This is a genomic window from Hymenobacter mellowenesis (assembly GCF_030581005.1).
Taxonomy (GTDB): Bacteria; Bacteroidota; Bacteroidia; order Cytophagales; family Hymenobacteraceae; genus Hymenobacter; species Hymenobacter mellowenesis.
The window spans coordinates 133,521-147,620 of record NZ_JAUQSX010000013.1; the positions used below are offsets into that span (position 1 = coordinate 133,521).

Consider the following 14,100-nt stretch of genomic DNA (forward strand, 5'->3'; position numbering starts at 1 on the left):
GGAGACAGGATAATAAACGGTGTAGAGACACATCATTGCGTCTCGTCGTTGAACGCCAATCAATAGAATTCTAGAGCAAACGAAGCCCGCATGGCGCGGACGACGAGACGCAATTAGGCGTCTCTACATCGTTCTGTACGTGGCTGTTCAGGGGTGGACTGCCAGCGCTTGCGCCTCCGGGCTGGTTTCGTGGCAGCCGCTGTGGCAGCCGCCGGGCGTGGGGCCGTCCTCCACCTGCACGGTGGTGTGGTGGATGTGGAACTCGGCTTCCAAACCCTTAGATAGCGCAGCCAGCCAGGCGGCATCGGCGCCGCCGGGGCGCACGAGGTGGGCCATGAGGGCCGCGTCGTGGCCTGAGCTGCTGAGGCTCCAGATGTGCAGGTCGTGGACGGACTGGACTTCGGGCTGCTTTAATAAATAGGCGCGCACAGCCTCCAACTCAATGCCGTCGGGCACGGCCTGCAGGCCCAGACGGAGACTGTCGCGCAACAGGCCCCAGGAGCTGTAGGCGATGATGCCGAGAATGATGAAGCCGATAACCGGGTCGAGCCAGGCCCAGCCGGTGAGCAGCACGAGGCCACCGCCGGCTACCACGCCGGCACTTACCAGCGCATCGGTGAGCATGTGCAGGTAGGCGCCGCGCACGTTCACGTCACTTTTCTGGCCGCTGCGGAAAAGCAGGGCCGTGACGCCATTCACCAGAATGCCGATGCCGGCCAGCAGCATCACCCAGCGGCCGTTCACGGGCTCGGGGTGGCGCAGGTGGTCGATGGTTTCCCAGAGGATAAAGCCGAGGGCGGCGTAAAGCAGGGCCGTGTTGAGCAGCGCGGCCTGAATGGTGGCCCCGCGGTAGCCGAAGGTGTAGCGCTGCGTGGCGGGCCGGCCGGCCAGCCAGGCGGCGCCCCAGGCCAGGGCCAGGCTGAGCACGTCGCTCAAATTGTGGCCGGCATCGGAGAGCAGGGCGGCCGAGTTGGCCCAGAAGCCGCCAATGGTTTCGGCCACCACGAAAGCCAGGTTGAGGCCGATGCCAATGGCGAAGGCGGCGTTGAAGCCGCCGCCGGGCGGCGGGGCGGCGTGCTGGTGGCCGGCGTGGCTGGCGTGGTCGTGGGGCATGAGGGGCTAAACGCTGAATCGAGGGCAGGGTTCTGGGGCGGCTACTGCACCACCACCCGGCGGCTGAGGGTGCCCGTGGCGTACTCCACCCGCAGCACATACACGCCCGGGCGCAGCGCCTCGGTAGCCAAGCTGAACTCCGCCGTGGGCGGCACCGGCTGAGTGAGTACCGGGCGGCCCAGCACATCCAGCAGCACCAGCCGCCGGGGCCGGGCCGTGGCCGCGAGTTGGAGGTGCAGCTGGTCGTGCGCGGGGTTGGGATACACGACCAAGGCGTCGTCCGCTGCTGCTGCCGAACGGCGGGCCAGCGCCCCGGGAGCCAGCAGGCGGGCCAGGCCGTAGCGCCGCTGCCCGGCAATGCGCGGGAAGGCGCCGGCCACCAAGAGGTTGCCGTTGGGCTGCGCCACCAAGGCATATACGGCCGAAAAAGGAGGGCCAACCTGCGCCGGGTCCAGGTAATCGGGGTCGGGCGACCCGTCGGGCAGCAGGCCGCGTAAGGCAAAAGCACCCACTGCGCCACCAATGATGACCTTGCCCGTGGGCAGCGCCACTACGGCGTTGAGTTGCGTGGCGGGCATCACATTGGGCAGCGGCGAGGTGAAGGCGGGGTCCAGGGTGCCGTCGTTGAAGAAGCGCGCCACGCTGGCCCGCGTTTGGTTGCCCACGCTGATGAAGGCCCCGGCCAGCACAAACCCGTTGGCGGTGTTGGCCATCGAGAGCCCCCTGCCGGCCACGGTCTGGTTGGCGGGCACCGTGGTAAAGGCGGGGTCGAGGCCGCCGTTGGGCAGCAGGCGCCGCACCATCTCCAAAGAGGTGCCGTACATGTTGCCGGCCACCAGCAGCTTGCCTGACGGCTGCAACAGCAGGGCATTCACCGAGCCCGAATACGGCACGGCCGGCACGAAGCTGGCATCGGGCTGGCCGTTGGGCAGCACCCGCAGCACGTTGGGCACCGCGCTGCCGTTTGGCCCCGCCGCCACAAAATAGCCGCCCAGCACAATGTTGCCATCGGGCTGCACCAGTACCGCCCGCACCTGGGGCGTGAGGCTGGTGGGGGTGCGCATGTTAGGGTTGAAAGTAGCATCGAGCGCACCGCTGGACGAAAGCCGGGCCACGCCCATGCGAGCCTGCCCGTCCACGGCTGTGAATTCGCCCACGGCCAGCACACGGCCTTGCGCATCGGTGGCCAGGGCCAGAATCTGGCCGCCCGCAAACGCGGGTGCAACAAAGGTGGTGTCCACCTGGCCGTTGGGCCACAATCGCACGAGGCCGGCCACGGCCCGGTTGTTAAACATAGTAAAGTCGCCGGCCACCAGCAGGCGGCCGTCGGGCTGCTCCACCAACGCCCGCATGGTGGCCGGCTGCTGGCTGGCCGTGAAGGCCACCGTGGGCTCAAATGCCGGGTCCAGGCTTTGGGCCAGCAATGGGCAGTGGGCTGCGCTGGCCAGCGCTAACACCAGCAGCAACGGAGTAGAAAATGACATAAAGAAGGTCGGAACGGGGAAGATGCCTACAATATAAGGCGCCCTCCCGGCCCATGCCAGCTCAGGCGGGAAGCCGCGTCAGCACCTCGTCAATCAGGCCGTATTCCTTGGCCTCATCGGCCCGCATCCAGTAGTCGCGGTCCGAGTCGTCGTGGATTTGCTGGTAGGTTTTACCGGTGCGCTCGGCGTAAATCTGGTATAGCTCCTGGCGCAGCTTCACCACCTCGCGGGCCGTGATTTCGATGTCGGCCGACGGCCCCTGCACGCCGCCGCTGGGCTGGTGAATCATGACGCGGGCGTGGGGCAGGGCCGAGCGTTTGCCAATGGCGCCGCCGCAGAGCAGGAAAGCGCCCATGCTGGCCGCCAGCCCGGTGCAGATGGTAGACACATCGGGCTGCACATACTGCATGGTGTCGTATATGCCCAAGCCGGCGTACACGGAGCCGCCCGGCGAGTTGATATAGAGCAGAATGTCCTTGCGGGCATCGGCCGATTCCAGAAAAAGCAACTGGGCGTTGATGATGTTGGCGATGTTGTCGTCGACGGCCTGGCCGAGGAAGATGATGCGGTCCATCATCAGGCGCGAAAACACGTCGATTTCGCGGAAATTATGCGGCCGTTCCTCGATAACAGAGCGGGTCATGTTGTTGATGTGTGGCCGGGTCTGGCCTTCGGCGTGGGTGAGGTACTGGTCTATGGCAAGGCCGTTGAGGCCCTGGCCGTGGACGGCAAATTTTCGGAATTCCTGTTTGTTGAGCATGAGAAAGGTGATGGTGATAAGCGAAAACGAAAAGGCATCAGCCGCCCGGCCTCGCCAAAAATGACGAAGGGCGGGGCTGACCCGGGCGGAAGGTTTTGTCAGGTAGGGGCAGGGCTCAACGGCCGGCTACCAGGGCTTCAGTTGCTGCCACAGCCGGGCCCAGGGGCTGGCGGGCGGCCCATAAAGCCGGGCATGGATGCCGGCCAGCTCCCGCCGCAGCTGGCGCCGGCCGGCCAGGCGCAGGCCCTGATACAACTGCTGCTGGGCAGCCGTGTCGGCGGCCAGCTCGCCGTCGAGCAGCAGGCGCAGCTGCCAGTCTTTGGCCGGTAGCGTAGCGGGGCCATTCAGCAGTTGCTGCTCAATCAGGCGCAGGCGTTCGAGTTCGGGGCGCATGGCTTAGTATTCGATGGTTTCGGTTCGAAAGGCCGCCCGCACCGACTCGCGCAGCCGCTCCAGGCACTTAAACTTCTGCACCGTGGCCGAGCGCACGGAGCGGTAGTCGTGGTCGGCGGCAATTTGGGTGAGGGGCTGCTGGAAATAGTAGAAGGCCAGCAACATGCTTTTGCATTTCGCGCCTAGCTGCTCCACATAGTCAAGCACGGCGAAGCGAGTTTCTTCGGTTTCAGAAGCGGCATCAGCGGCCAGCGGGCCGGGGTCGTCGGGCAGGGCCTCGTGCGGGAGGCGGGCGCGGCGGCGCAGCTCGTGCCGCCACAGGTTGCGGCTGATGCCCACCAGGTAGGTGCTGGCGGAGGAGGTGAGCGTCAGGGTGCCGCCCACAGCTTGCTCGTACAGAATCACCAGCGCATCGTGGAAAATATCCTGTGCATCCTCGGCCGAGCCGCCGTGGCCGCATATATGCCGGCGCACCGGCGGGAAGGCTTGGCGATAGAGCTGCGTGAGGGCCTGCTCGCGGTTGGCGAGTAGGGCGGCGCGGAGATTGGGGGCAGATGAGAAATCAGGCGAAAGAACCATGGCGATGAGCGTTGTACCTAAGTAATCCACTTTTCAGCCAACTATCACCGCATCTATCAAAAAAACAGCTTGCCTCCGGCTGGGAAGCAAGCCGCTCAAGTGCCTACGAAGCCGTCGTTACTCCAGTACGACGCGCCGCGTGACGGTGCTCGTGGCGTATTCTATACGCAACAAGTAGATGCCGGGCGCCAGGGATGCCGTGGGCAGGCTCATTTCCGATTGAACCACGGGCTGACGAAGCACGGGACGGCCCAGCGCATCGAGCAAGGCCACCGACTGCGGCCGGGCCAGGGCATCGAGCCGCAGGTACAGCCGGTCATGGGCGGGCACGGGGAAAACCGCCGTTGCGGGCTGCGGCTGCCGGCTGCCCACGGCCAGCACGCCCGGCGCCAGCAGCCGAATCAGGCCCGCGCGGGCCTGCTGGCCCACCCGCCGGAAGGTCCCCGCCACCAGAATGGCGCCGTCGGGCTGCACGATAATGTTGCGCACCTGGCCGTCGGAAGGGCCTTGGGTAAAGTCGAACGTGCCATCGAGTTGGCCATCGGGCAGCAGGCGCTGCAGGCTGTAGGGGACGCCGCTGCCCACCAGCAGGCGGCCGTTGGGCTGCTCGGCAACCGCCGTCACCACGGTGGTGGCCCCGGCAATGAGAGCGGCTTGAAACGTGGGGTCGGGGCTGCCGTTGGCCAGCACCCGCACCACGCCGCCCGAGGCCACCGTGCCCGCGCCGCCCAGCTCGCCGAAGACCAACTGCCGGCCCGTCGCATCGCGCACCACCCCATAGGCCTGCGCGCGCGGGGCACCCGTTACCTGGCGAAGCGATACGGCCAGAAAGCTCGGGTCGAAGGCACCGGTGGCCAGATGACGAGTGAGGGCTGCACCGACGGAAGAAGTGTTGAGCAGCAGCGCGGTGCTGTCGGGCTGGGCAATGAGCTGGCTTTGCACCGAGGCCGGCACGTTGGTCCCTAACTGGTAGGCGGCATCGAAGGCGCCCGTGGCGGTGAGGCGCGCCCCGAGCGTGACCGAGTACGTGCCCGCTGGCTGCACAATGCCGGTGAGCAGCACCCGACCGTCGGGCTGCAACGACAGGCCCTGCACCACGCCCAGCCGCAGCCCGGCGCTGAACGTGGCATCGGGACAGCCGCTGGGCAATAGGCGTAGCACGCCCGCATACGAGGCCGGGTCGTCGGTGAGGCCGCTCACCAGCAGCTTGCCATCGGGCTGCAGCGCCAGCCGTGGCTCCACAAACCCATTGGCCCCGGGCACCGCATCCAGCAGCGGAAACAAGGCGCAGCCGGCCCGGTAGCTGGCGTCGAGGCGACCGTTGGGCAGCAGGCGGGCCAGGGCAGCCAAGGCCGTGCCGTTGACTTCCGAAAAGCCGCCGGCAATCAGGATTTTGCCATCGGCCTGCACGGCCACGCTGCTCACGTAGCCCGCCGTTTGGAGCGCGGGCTGCCAGGCCGGCGCGTAGGCTCCGGCGGCATCGAGCACCGCCACCGGGGCCGCGGGCGTGCCGGTGGCAAACAGCTTGGCCGCACCGGCTGCCGCCAGCACTTGGCCCGTAGGCAGCACCTGCACGCTCTGGGCTTCCTGCGCGGCGCTGCCGAGCAGCGGCACCAGCCAGGTGGGGTCGTAGGTGCCCGCCGCACTGATGCGGATGAGAAAGCTCTGCTGGCTGCCGCCGGCCGTGTGCATGCCAGCCAGCAGAATGGCTCCGTTGGCCTGCGCCTGCACCCGGGGCCACTTGGTGGTGCCGATGAAAGAGCTGAGCGAAACCGTGGCATCAAGCTGAAAGCTGGCGTCGAGGGCGCCCGTGGCGGGCAGCAGGCGCGCCAGGGTCCGGCTGTAGTTGGTAGCGGTGAGGTGGGCGCACAGCAGCCGGCCATCGGTGGGCTGCACAATAAGCTCGCGGCACCAGCTGCCGGGCGCCAGGTCGGGCAGGTAGCTGGCATCGAGGGCGCCGCTGAGCTGCAGGCGGGCCAGGCCGGGCCGTAGCGTGCCCTGCACCTGGTCAAAGTTGCCGCCGACCAGCACGCGCCCATCGGCCTGCTGGGCCAGGGCCGATACCTCGTCGCCCCCAAAAGCCCCGCCGTACTGCCGGGAAAAGGCGGTGTCGGCCATGCCGTCGGCCTGCAGGCGCGCCAGGCCGGTGGGCAGGCCCAGCAGCACGCGGCCATCGGCCAGCACCAGCAGCGCCTTAATCGGTGCGAACGGGGCCGGGGGCGAGGTGAAGGTACTGTCGCGGCGGCCGTTGGGCAGCAGGCGCACCAGGCTGGCGCAGGGCTGCCCACTCACCCGGGCCGTGTCGGCAAACTGCACCAGTAGCTTGTTGCCCGCCACTTCGCGCACGGACTCCACCTGCCAGGTGTTGGCCTGGACGCGGGCGTTGAAACCGGCATCGGGCAGGCCGGTGGGCAGGTAGCGCACCAGCCCGCTGCTGGCCTGCCCGTCGGCGTAGTCAATATCGCCCACGACGATGCGCGCGCCGTCGCTGAGCTGCAACGCCCCGCGCGCTATGGCCGGCCGCCGCAAGGTGGGCGACTGAAAAGCTGGGTCGAGCACCGGCCCGTACGGTACCTGGGCCGCGCCGATTAGCGGCCCGGCCAACAGCATCGCCATCAAAACCAACCCGTGCCAGCGGCACCGCAGATAGAAAAAACCGGGCATAACATTCGGAAAAGGAGTGGACTAGAAAGAGCCGCTGCCGGCCCCATCGGTTGCAGACGCCGCGCGCCGGCCCACCCGCTTTTCCGGACGCCATGCCCGGCTCACAAGCTATTTCTACTTAAAGCTGAGCGGCACCACCACCCGCACGCTCACATTGCGCCCTTGGTTGAACACGCCGGTGCGGCCGTTCGCGGCATTAAAATCGGCGTATTTCAGACGGCTGAGGTGGCTCTGGTAGCCCACGTCGAACAGGTTGTTGGCCGTGACGAAGAGCGAGAACAGCGTGCGGCCCTGGGCGTCGGCCACGTCGGTGCCCACGCCGGCGTTGAACAGGATGTAACCCGGCGTGGCAGTCTCGGTGTCGAAGGCCGAGAAGTAGCGGTTCTGGGCGAAGGTGCGCTCCATCTGCAGGCGGGCGTACGGATTGGTGAGGCGCTTGCCCTGGCGGCGGAAGTTGGCCCGCAGCTCCGACTGTAGCCGGTCGGCCGGGATGAAGGGCAGGTATTGCTGGGCGGCTTCCACGTTCAGCTGCCGGGCGCGCACCATCGAAAACGAGTTTTCGAAGTGCAGCCAGTCGAGCGGGTGGGGGTGGAAGTCGAGGCTCACCTCGCCGCCGTAGAGGCGGGCCTGGCCCTGCTCGTACTTGTAGGCGCCGGTGTTGTCGCCGCGCAGTGAGTCGGCCCCGCTGGCCGTGAGCAGGCGGCGCGTGAAAATGTAATTGCTGATGCTGTTTTCAAACGCATCGACGCTCAGGCGCACGTGGTCGGTCACGTAGCTTACGCCAGCGTCCACCTGCAGGCTGGTTTCAGCGGCCAGATTGGGGTTGCCGATTTCGTAGCGAATGGTACCCTCGTGCTCGCCGTTCGAGCCCAGCTCGGCAATGTTGGGCGCCCGGAAGCCGCGGGCTAGGTTGGCCTTCACCGTCAGGCGCTCATTGAGGCTGTAGGCCAGCCCCAGGCTGCCGCTGTAGTTGTGAAAGTTGCTCTTGAAACCGGGAAACTTCGTTTCGGCCGTGGGGTCGGTGCTGGGCCGCTCGTTGGCGTCGAGCAGCAGGCGGTCGGCCGAAATCTGCCGGATATCATAGCGCAGCCCGCCGCTGATGTCCAGCGCGCCAATGGTTTTCTTGGCCACCCCAAACACGCCGCCCTCGTTCACGCGGTAGGCCGGAATCAGAAATTCCACGCCCAAGTTGCGGTTTTGCTGGTGCAGGCCGGTGCTGCCCAGAGTCAGGTTCCAGCCGTTTTTCTCGGGCAGGAAGTAGCGCAGCGCGTAGTCCACGGTGCGCAGTTGGAAGTAGAGCGAGGTTTCCGACGGGTCAAGCACGTTGCCGAACTCGCGCCGCAGGTTCTGCTGGTAGCTCACCTGCAGGGTGAGGCGCCCGCCCTGGTCGCCCAGAATGAAGTTGTTGTCGGTGCCGATGCGCAGGTGGTTGATTTGCTGCTGGGGCACGGCCAGGCCGTAGCCGCGCAGGTCGGCGTCGGTCACGGGCACGCTCACCGTCGAATCGCCGCTGGGCACGTCCTTGGTGAAGCGGCCGGTTTCGTCGCGGGCGCCTTCCGTTAGCCCCAGTCGCTGGTTGAACGTGCTGAAGGTCAAGTGTGAATAGCCCCAGCTTTTGTTCACGCCCACGTAGCCGTTGGCGTCCCATTCGTTGAAGCCGGAGTTGTACACGCGGCCGTCGTAGCGGTTCTGGTAGGCACCGGCCACCTTGCGGGTGCCGCGCACCAGCCAGTTCAGGCCATTGAGGTTGCCCGCGTTCAGCAGCGAGTAGCCCTGCTGGTGGTTGTTGGTCTGGTAGCTGCCCGTGGCCGTGCCGATGATGCGGCCCTCGGCCACGGGGTCGGGCGCCACAAAGTTGATGACGCCGGCCATGGCATCAGACCCGTACAGCAATGAGCCCGGCCCCTTAATAATCTCGGCCCGGTCCACGCTAAACTCGTCAATCTCAATGCCATGCTCGTCGCCCCACTGCTGGCCTTCCTGCCGGGCGCCGTTGTTCAGGGTCACCACGCGGTTGTAGCCCAGCCCGCGCACCACGGGCTTGCTGATGGCTGCGCCGGTCGTAATCTGGGCCAGGCCGGGCGTATGGGCAATGGCATCCACCAGGTTAGTGGCCGAGGTCTGATTCAGCCGCGTCCGGTCGACCACCGAGGTGGGCACCGGCGAGCGCCGCAGCTGCGTGGCCTGCGACACGCCCGTCACCACCACCTGCCCGATTTCAGTAGCCGCCGCCGTCAGCTTGATTTCCAGCGGCTGGCCCGTGCCCGTGTCCACGGTCTGCGTCACGGTGTTGTAGCCCAGCGAACGGACTTGCAGGGTGAAGCGCCCGCGCGGCAGGTTGGCGAAGCTGAACGAGCCGTCGGGCCCGGTGGCCGCGCCCTGTTTCAAGTCATCAAACAACACGGTGGAACCCGGCAAGGCTTCACCAGTGGCGGCATCCAGTACGCGGCCGGTGAGGGGTGGCGCCACGGCCCGGCCGCGGGTGGCCGCCGGGGCATTCTGCCCGCTCTGGGCCAAGGCCGGCGTAATGGAACTGCCGAGTAAGCCCAACATAGTGAACGCAGCAGGGCGGATTTTTAGAAAATCAGATTTCGATAGGAAAGCAAACATGAAATGAAGGGAAGGGCCGCGCCAGGGCGGCATAAGCGCATGCGCCGGCCCCCGGACCGCGGCGCAGTCGGGGCAGGGCGTAGCTTAAAAATCACAGAAGCCGGGGTGCCGCTTAGGCGGCGGGTGGCCCGCGCAATTGGGCGGGCTGCCGGGCAATCCAGGGCGCCGTGGCCACGGTAGGCACAGGCGCGGTGGCAAAGCACGGCCGGGCCAGCGGCAGCGGCGTCAGCACGGGCGCGCCGGGCAGAAAGGGCACGTTGTACAGCTCCTCCACCGGGCAGTGCTTGTGCTGCTTGCCAATGAGGGCTTTGCCCTTGTGGTGGAAGGCCAGCGCGTGGGCCGGCTCGTCGGTGGTGTGTTCGTGCGGGTGCAAGGCCAGAATCCACGCCTCGGGCAGCAGCGTCCGCACGAGGCAGAGCAGTAACAGCAGGGCGAGATGAGAACGCAGGGCTTGCACGGTGCAAAGATGGGCGGAAACAACAAAAGCTGCCCACAGAAAAAAAAGTTGCCGAAATTGCGGCTTCAGGCAATCCGCAGCCCCAGCCTCTTACGTACGGCCCTCGGTTCCTAGCTTGGAACTGCCTGTTTTCCGCCTTTTTGTGATAATTACCAGCATTCCGGACCTTGCGCTGCAGTACGACGAAGCCCTGAGCTTGTTGCGCGTGGAATGGGCGGCGGGCGAGGACATGCGCTCTTTCCGGGTCAGCGCCGAGCAGTTGCTGAAGCTGGTGAATCAGCACGGCATCAGGCACATGCTATTGGAAATGAATACCTTTCCGGACATCTCGGTGTATGACCAGGTGTGGCTGGGCGTGAGCTGGATGCCCGTGCTGGTGAAGCTGCCGCTGGAGCGCGTGGTGCTGGCCATTCATCGGCGCCGGGTGCACAACCAGCTGGCCATCGACTCGCTGATTGCCTTGTTTCGGCCGTTCATCAAGTTCGATATCCAGTTTTTTTCCACCGCCACGCCCGGCCTGCACTGGCTCAGCGACTACTCCAGCCGCATCCCGGAGCTGCTTAGCGAGTGGGACGCCGTACACGGCCGCGGCCTCGCCCACGGCGGCGTGAGCGAGCCCCGGCCCGCCTACGGGCATCGGCCCGAATAGTAGCTGGCGCTGCGGTTGCGCTGTCAATCTGACAGCCGATTACCCCTTGGAACGGGCTTTGAATACCGGGCCGTACGCGCCAGGGTCCTCCACGCCCGGCCATTCCGTCTGTCTTCAACCGTTTCCAATTTATCCCATGCAAGAAACCGGCTCCATCTCCATCCACACCGAGAACATCTTCCCCATCATCAAGAAGTTCTTGTATTCCGACCACGAAATTTTCCTGCGGGAACTGGTCAGCAATGCCGTTGATGCCACCCAAAAGCTGAAAAGCCTGGCCCAGCTGGGCGAGTACCAGGGCGACCTGGGCGAGCTGAAAGTGCGCGTGACCGTGGACAAAGAAGCTCGCAAAATCACGATTTCCGACCACGGCCTGGGCATGACGGCCGAGGAAATTAAGAAGTACATCAACCAGATTGCCTTTTCCGGTGCCACCGAGTTTGTGGAGCAGTACAAGGAGAAGGATGCCAACGCCAAAGACCAGATTATCGGGCAGTTCGGTCTGGGCTTCTACTCGGCCTTCATGGTGGCGAAGGAGGTGGAAATCTGGTCGAAGTCGTACAAAAACGATACCCTGACGGCCCACTGGATTTGCGACGGCAGCACGCAGTTCACGCTCGATGAGCCCACCGGCGAGCACGCCAAAGCCGAGCGCGGCACCGACGTGGTGCTGCACGTGGCCGAGGATTCGGACGAGTTTCTGGAAGAGGCCCGGCTGCGCACCATTCTCACCAAGTACTGCAAGTTCCTGCCCATTCCGATTGAGTTTGAGGGCGAGGTTATCAACCAGACGACCCCGATTTGGACCAAGCAGCCCTCGGAGCTGACCGATGAGGACTACAAGAAATTCTACCAGGAGCTCTATCCCATGAGCATGGACGAGCCCCTGTTCTGGATTCACCTGAACGTGGATTACCCGTTCAATCTGACGGGTATTCTGTACTTCCCGAAGGTGAAGGACGAGCTGCAGTTCTCGCGCAATAAGATTCAGCTCTACTCGCGCCAGGTGTTCATCACCGACGAGGTGAAGGACGTGGTGCCCGAGTTCCTGATGCTGTTGCACGGCGTCATCGACTCGCCCGACATCCCGCTGAACGTGTCGCGCAGCTTCCTGCAGGCCGACGCGGCGGTGCGCAAAATCAACACCTACATCACCAAGAAGGTGGCCGATAAGCTGAGCAGCCTGTTCAAGCAGGACCGTGCCGGCTACGAGGAAAAATGGTCCGACATCGGCATGTTCGTAAAGTACGGCATGCTCTCGGACGAGAAGTTCTATGAGAAAGCCAAGGACTTCGTGCTGCTCAAGAACGTGGATGGCAAGCTGTTCACCATCAACGAGTACACCGAGCACATCCAGGCCAATCAGCAGGATAAGAACGGCAACACCGTCATCCTCTACACCAACGACGCCGAGCATCAGCACAGCTTCGTGGCCGCCGCCCAGGAGCGGGGCTACGACGTGCTGAACTTCGACCACATCCTCGACCCGCACTTCGTGGGTCAGCTGGAGCAGAAGCTGGAAAAAACCAGCTTCAAGCGCGTGGATGCTGACACGGTGAGCAAGCTCATTGAGAAGGACGATGCCGCCGAAAGCGTGCTGACCGAAGAAGACACCAAGAAGCTGGAGGAAACCTTCACCACGGCCATCGCCAACCCGGCCATGCACGTGAAAGTGGCCGCCCTGAGCCCGCAGGATGCCCTGGTGGTCATCACCCAAAACGAGTTCATGCGCCGCATGAAGGACATGCAGCGCACCGGCGGCGGCGGAGGCATGCAGATGTTCGGCGCCTTCCCCGAGTCGTACGACGTGACCGTGAACGCCAACCACCCGCTGGTGGCTAAAGTGCTGGCTGACGGTGGCGACAAGCTGGCCAAGCAAGCATTTGACCTCGCGCTGCTGTCGCAAGGCCTGCTGAAAGGCGAGGCGCTGACGGCGTTCGTAAAGCGCAGTACGGAGCTGCTGTAACCGTTCACCTCACCCCCTGACCCCCTCTCCTGCGGAGAGGGGACACCGGTCTTGCGTTATCTATTGATGACAATCTATTTTAATGAAAAAGCCTGCGTAAAAGCAGGCTTTTTCTTTTTTGCGTCAACTTACATAAAGTTCATAACCGGTGCCCCCTCTCCGCGGGAGAGGGTGTCAGGGGGTGAGGTTACCCGCCAGGGCTTTGGCAGGCACACCTTGCGCCAGCCGCCGCAATTCCTTGCCCGTCAGCACTGCCACACCTTCGGCGCCCACCAGCCACAGCCGCTGCTGCTTATCCGTTTCCAGCAGCACCGGATTGCCCGCATCAGCAGGCAGGGCCACCAGCACCAGCAGCCGCTTGGGCTCTACCTTGTCGGTGGCGGGGGCGAAGCTGGCGAAACCGGCGGGCTCGTTGGGCAGCAGGAGCAGGCCCTGCGCGGTGGCGAACAGGCGGCCCAGGCCCGGCACAGCGGCCACGCCCGTCAGCTCATTGCCGGGCCGGCCGATGAACTTCACGGTGGGCAGCTCCTCCTCGGCCGCGCCACGCTGGCCGTTGTGCTCGAACACGCAGATGGCGTCGGACATGATGACCCAGAGGTTGCCGGCGTTATCGGGCAGCAGCTTTTCCACGATGTTGTCGGGGATTTCGTGGTTGGCCACGCCTTCCTCGTTGTAGCGCGTCCACTCCGCGCCCTGCTTGCGGCTGAGGCCGATGCTGGTGGCAATCCAGACGGCGCTGTCGGCCGTGGCCACGCCGCCGTTGATGGCGGGCGTGTGCAACTCCTGCGTGAAAGCGTTGCCAGCCCAGCGGAACACGCCCGGGCCGTTGGCGCCCACCCACATGGCGCCCCGTGCATCGCGGAAAACGGCCGTGATGCTGGGCGCAGCGTCGGGACCGGGCAAGGGCAGCTGGTGCATTTTGAAAGAGGCCGTACTCACGCTTTGCACGCCCGCGCGGGTGCCCAGCCACAGGGCCGTATCGGTGGCGGCGGCGCACTGAATGGGCTGGCTAAGCTGCTGCTTGCGCACGAACGACCGGCCTTCGAGCCGGAACACGCTGCGCTCCGTGACGAGGTAGGTAGCGCGGCCGGCGTGCAGTAGGGCCACCGGCTTTTCGTGGCCGGGCACGGCATATTGCGGGCGCGGTTTTGCCGGCGCGGTCGCAGCAAAACTGAGCAGCGACAGACTTAGCAGGACTGAACAGAGGCGGGAGAAAGAGACGAAGGATGCAGCAAAAAACATGCGAGGACCGGCAAAGCAAAGGTTGCCGCAAAGGTAAAATCTGCTAGATAAGGTCTTGATTAGATAATTATTATCAATTGACAGGCCTGGCTTTTTAATAGTAATGAATGGTTGACGCGGCCGTAACGCCGGCCTCACGGGGGCCAGGGAATTTTGCGGCCGAAAACCAGTCACCTCATTTTT

General features: G+C 64.9%; 11 protein-coding genes. 2 read left to right on the forward strand and 9 right to left on the reverse strand.

Annotation, left to right across the window (positions count from 1 at the left end; genetic code table 11):
* Positions 1–147: 147 nt before the first annotated feature.
* The 8 genes from Q5H92_RS21340 to Q5H92_RS21375 all read right to left on the reverse strand — a co-directional run bounded on the left by Q5H92_RS21340 (position 148) and on the right by Q5H92_RS21375 (position 10,060).
* Entirely contained in the window at positions 148–1,113 is a 966-nt protein-coding gene (locus Q5H92_RS21340) for a cation diffusion facilitator family transporter (RefSeq protein WP_305013590.1), read from the reverse strand.
* Between the two features lie 41 nt (positions 1,114–1,154).
* Entirely contained in the window at positions 1,155–2,597 is a 1,443-nt protein-coding gene (locus Q5H92_RS21345; protein ID WP_305013591.1) for a T9SS type A sorting domain-containing protein, read from the reverse strand.
* Positions 2,598–2,658: 61 nt separating this feature from the next.
* Positions 2,659–3,357, reverse strand: a complete 699-nt coding sequence (locus Q5H92_RS21350) for a ClpP family protease (protein ID WP_305013592.1) — start codon at positions 3,355–3,357, stop codon at positions 2,659–2,661.
* A 126-nt stretch (positions 3,358–3,483) separates the two neighbouring features.
* Complete coding sequence (locus tag Q5H92_RS21355; protein WP_305013593.1) at positions 3,484–3,750, reverse strand: hypothetical protein; 267 nt, start codon at positions 3,748–3,750, stop codon at positions 3,484–3,486.
* Positions 3,751–3,753: 3 nt separating this feature from the next.
* On the reverse strand, positions 3,754–4,329 hold the full coding sequence (locus Q5H92_RS21360; protein WP_305013594.1) for an RNA polymerase sigma factor: 576 nt from the start codon (positions 4,327–4,329) through the stop codon (positions 3,754–3,756).
* A 117-nt stretch (positions 4,330–4,446) separates the two neighbouring features.
* The gene (locus Q5H92_RS21365) at positions 4,447–6,993 is read right to left on the reverse strand and encodes a T9SS type A sorting domain-containing protein (RefSeq protein WP_305013595.1); all 2,547 of its coding nucleotides are present in this window, start codon (positions 6,991–6,993) and stop codon (positions 4,447–4,449) included.
* A 114-nt stretch (positions 6,994–7,107) separates the two neighbouring features.
* Complete coding sequence (locus tag Q5H92_RS21370) at positions 7,108–9,546, reverse strand: TonB-dependent receptor (RefSeq protein WP_305013596.1); 2,439 nt, start codon at positions 9,544–9,546, stop codon at positions 7,108–7,110.
* Positions 9,547–9,715: 169 nt separating this feature from the next.
* Positions 9,716–10,060, reverse strand: a complete 345-nt coding sequence (locus tag Q5H92_RS21375; protein WP_305013598.1) for a hypothetical protein — start codon at positions 10,058–10,060, stop codon at positions 9,716–9,718.
* 142 nt (positions 10,061–10,202) lie between these two features.
* Between Q5H92_RS21375 and Q5H92_RS21380 the strand changes: the two genes are divergently transcribed.
* Positions 10,203–10,709 carry a hypothetical protein gene (locus Q5H92_RS21380; RefSeq protein WP_305013599.1) on the forward strand — a complete coding sequence of 169 codons (507 nt, stop codon included), beginning with the start codon at positions 10,203–10,205 and terminating at the stop codon, positions 10,707–10,709.
* Between the two features lie 136 nt (positions 10,710–10,845).
* Positions 10,846–12,675 carry a molecular chaperone HtpG gene (gene htpG / locus Q5H92_RS21385; RefSeq protein ID WP_305013600.1) on the forward strand — a complete coding sequence of 610 codons (1,830 nt, stop codon included), beginning with the start codon at positions 10,846–10,848 and terminating at the stop codon, positions 12,673–12,675.
* 174 nt (positions 12,676–12,849) lie between these two features.
* On the opposite strand, the gene Q5H92_RS21390 is transcribed toward htpG, so the two are convergent.
* Positions 12,850–13,803: a ligand-binding sensor domain-containing protein gene (locus Q5H92_RS21390; protein WP_305013601.1), complete on the reverse strand. Its 954-nt coding sequence runs from the start codon at positions 13,801–13,803 to the stop codon at positions 12,850–12,852.
* Positions 13,804–14,100 lie beyond the last annotated feature (297 nt).

Excerpts from the sequence above, each read along its gene's own strand:
- Q5H92_RS21365 (WP_305013595.1), bottom strand. The coding sequence starts at position 6,993 with ATGCCCGGTTTTTTCTATCTGCGGTGCCGCTGGCACGGGTTGGTTTTG.
- Q5H92_RS21355 (WP_305013593.1), bottom strand. The coding sequence starts at position 3,750 with ATGCGCCCCGAACTCGAACGCCTGCGCCTGATTGAGCAGCAACTGCTG.
- Q5H92_RS21370 (WP_305013596.1), bottom strand. The coding sequence starts at position 9,546 with ATGTTGGGCTTACTCGGCAGTTCCATTACGCCGGCCTTGGCCCAGAGC.
- Q5H92_RS21360 (WP_305013594.1), bottom strand. The coding sequence starts at position 4,329 with ATGGTTCTTTCGCCTGATTTCTCATCTGCCCCCAATCTCCGCGCCGCC.
- Q5H92_RS21345 (WP_305013591.1), bottom strand. The coding sequence starts at position 2,597 with ATGTCATTTTCTACTCCGTTGCTGCTGGTGTTAGCGCTGGCCAGCGCA.
- Q5H92_RS21350 (WP_305013592.1), bottom strand. The coding sequence starts at position 3,357 with ATGCTCAACAAACAGGAATTCCGAAAATTTGCCGTCCACGGCCAGGGC.
- htpG (WP_305013600.1), top strand. The coding sequence starts at position 10,846 with ATGCAAGAAACCGGCTCCATCTCCATCCACACCGAGAACATCTTCCCC.
- Q5H92_RS21340 (WP_305013590.1), bottom strand. The coding sequence starts at position 1,113 with ATGCCCCACGACCACGCCAGCCACGCCGGCCACCAGCACGCCGCCCCG.